At 29.6% G+C, this 2,410-nt stretch carries 2 protein-coding genes; both read left to right on the top strand.

The window, feature by feature from the left end:
- The first annotated feature begins 30 nt into the window (after nucleotides 1–30).
- Nucleotides 31–1,194, top strand: coding sequence for an ATP-binding protein (locus Q4Q55_RS10350; protein WP_303372717.1), 1,164 nt, complete (start codon nucleotides 31–33; stop codon nucleotides 1,192–1,194).
- Nucleotides 1,195–1,763: 569 nt separating this feature from the next.
- Nucleotides 1,764–2,410, top strand: a 647-nt coding sequence (locus Q4Q55_RS10345; protein ID WP_303372716.1) for a metallophosphoesterase, incomplete at its 3' end; no start/stop codon positions are given.

The raw sequence follows: 2,410 nt of genomic DNA, 5'->3' as shown, positions 1-2,410 counted from the left end.
TTATGAAATGTCTTACTGGAGTTTATAGTCATGAAACATAATCCTTTCAGAAAACGAACTGGAATCTTGCCATCCTATTTCACCGGCCGTGAAAACGAATTAAATGAACTTAAAAAAATATATAACTCAACTAAAATGGGAGTTCCAGGCCATTTAATATTATATGGACCAAAAGGTATTGGAAAAACATCTTTATTATTAAAATTTCAAGAGGAAATAACTAACATTGATGATGTATATTCAGTTAGAATTCCCTTAATGGAAGGAAATTTTGAAGATATTTACTCATTAATAATAGAAAAATGTTCTGAGACGTTAAATATTAATGTTAGTCATTTTTGGGAGAAAATAAGTTCATTAGGCATTAATATTCCATTTATCGGAAGCTTATCAGTATCACGTGAAATTCCTAAAACCAGTCCTGCTGTCGCATTTGAAAAAATTTTAAACGTGATTTATGATGAGCTGGACTCTGACAATCCGGTTTTAATTCTACTGTTTGATGATCTTCAAAGGATTATGGGTAATGATGAAACAATGAAAATATTAAGCATATTGCAAAATGCTCTAGTAGAATTAAATCTAAAAGGAAAAAACATAATGTTTGTAGCTACAGGTTCAGAAGACATTTTCAATAAAATACAAGACAAACTTGACTCCGCAGTAAGGATATTTGAACCTTATTTGATTGGACCATTATCTTATGGGGAAGTATGTGATGCAATTAACATTCCTATTGAAGAACAAAATGTGGCCTTTGAAGAGGATGTATTAAAGGCAATATATGAATTATCTAATGGAATTCCGTATTATATGCAAATCCTTGCTTACAGTTGTTTTGAAGAAACTAATGAAGATAATGAAGTAAATATGGTCGAGTTTAAAAAGGCCTCTGTGTATTCCTTAAACATTTTAGCTCAACGTGAATTTAAATCATTGTTCAGCAAATCTACTACAGAGGAGCGAAAAATACTATGCTTAATGGCTGAAAGTGATGAAACAATTTTATCTTATTCCTATATCAAGGAAAATGCTAATCTGAATTCAGAACCTTCAGCATTATTAAAAAGTTTAATCAATAAAAACATGATAATTAAACCATCAAGAGGTAAATACAAATTAAAAAACAATCTTTTCAAATTATACTTAAAAAATCTACGGATAAATCAAGATACTGGTTTAATTAACTATTAATAACTTATACATTTGGTGAAATAAATTTCATGTTAGAGTTTTAGTGGGCCGAATCGATAAGTATCGGAACTTTTTTATAAGTTTTATATGAACAGTTTCAAAAGTTCAGATACTTATTACTTTTCAACAGTTCTTTCTGTGAGTATTATTCGAAACAAATTTATACGTTCAATCCACTTATTATAAGTATGAACACTCTGCATTTTTTCACATTAGGCTATTATCCGGAGTACCTATTTATAGGTGTTATATTCGGTATTATTATTGGACTTTATGCATATTTTAGAGTTAAATATTCTTTAAAAAACTCTAATTTATCAAAAAAGAAAAAAATTGGTCTAAATCTCATTATTGCGATTTTAGCATTTGTATGTTGTTTAAATATATGGTCAAGTGCGGCAATATTAACATTATATTTATTTTTTTCATCTATAATTGCCGACATAATCCGGATTATATGGAATATTTTGCTTAAAGACAAATATTCAAATTTCATCCCCAAATATCATAAAAAAGGCATTTTGGCATTGATTATTTTTGCAATTATAATAATTGGGGATGTTTATGGAATGAATCATATTGAATTAACAGAGTATAATTTAACTACAGATAAGATAGATAATGAATCTTATTCCATTGTTTGGGTTAGTGATATTCATTATGGGACTATTCAAAATCCGCAATTAGTCAAAGACAGTATTTCAAAAATAAATGAATTAAAACCGGATGTTGTTGTCTTGGGTGGAGATATTGTTGATGAAAGAACATCAAAAGAAGGCATGAATGAAATATTCGAGGAACTTGGCCGAATAAATTCAACATATGGTACATATTATGTCTTTGGAAATCATGATACGCAGCCAGCAACAACAGACTATGAAAACGGAAATAGAACTTTCAGCGATGAAGAATTAAATAAAACAATTGCAGATAACGGAATAAAAATTTTAAATGATGAGAAAATAACAGTCAATGACAGTATTGTTTTTGTAGGCAGAAGCGATGCACAGTGGGAAAATTCAATTGACAGAACTGATATTTGTGAAATACTTAACGAAAGTGATCTATCAAAATATGTTGTCGTTTTAGACCACCAGCCTGTAGAGTACAATGAAAATTCACAGCAGGGTGCTGATTTACAGATTTCCGGACATACACATGGTGGACAGATGTTTCCAATTGGAACTATGCTACAACTTACTGGTCATTTAGTTTA

It is taken from the genome of Methanobrevibacter sp., from assembly GCF_030539555.1.
Lineage (GTDB): Archaea > Methanobacteriota > Methanobacteria > Methanobacteriales > Methanobacteriaceae > Methanocatella.
Note: the sequence above shows the minus strand (reverse complement) of the source record. Positions and strands in the feature narration are given on the sequence as shown.

Coding starts and splice junctions, on each gene's coding strand:
- Q4Q55_RS10350 (WP_303372717.1), top strand. CDS start 31: ATGAAACATAATCCTTTCAGAAAACGAACTGGAATCTTGCCATCCTAT.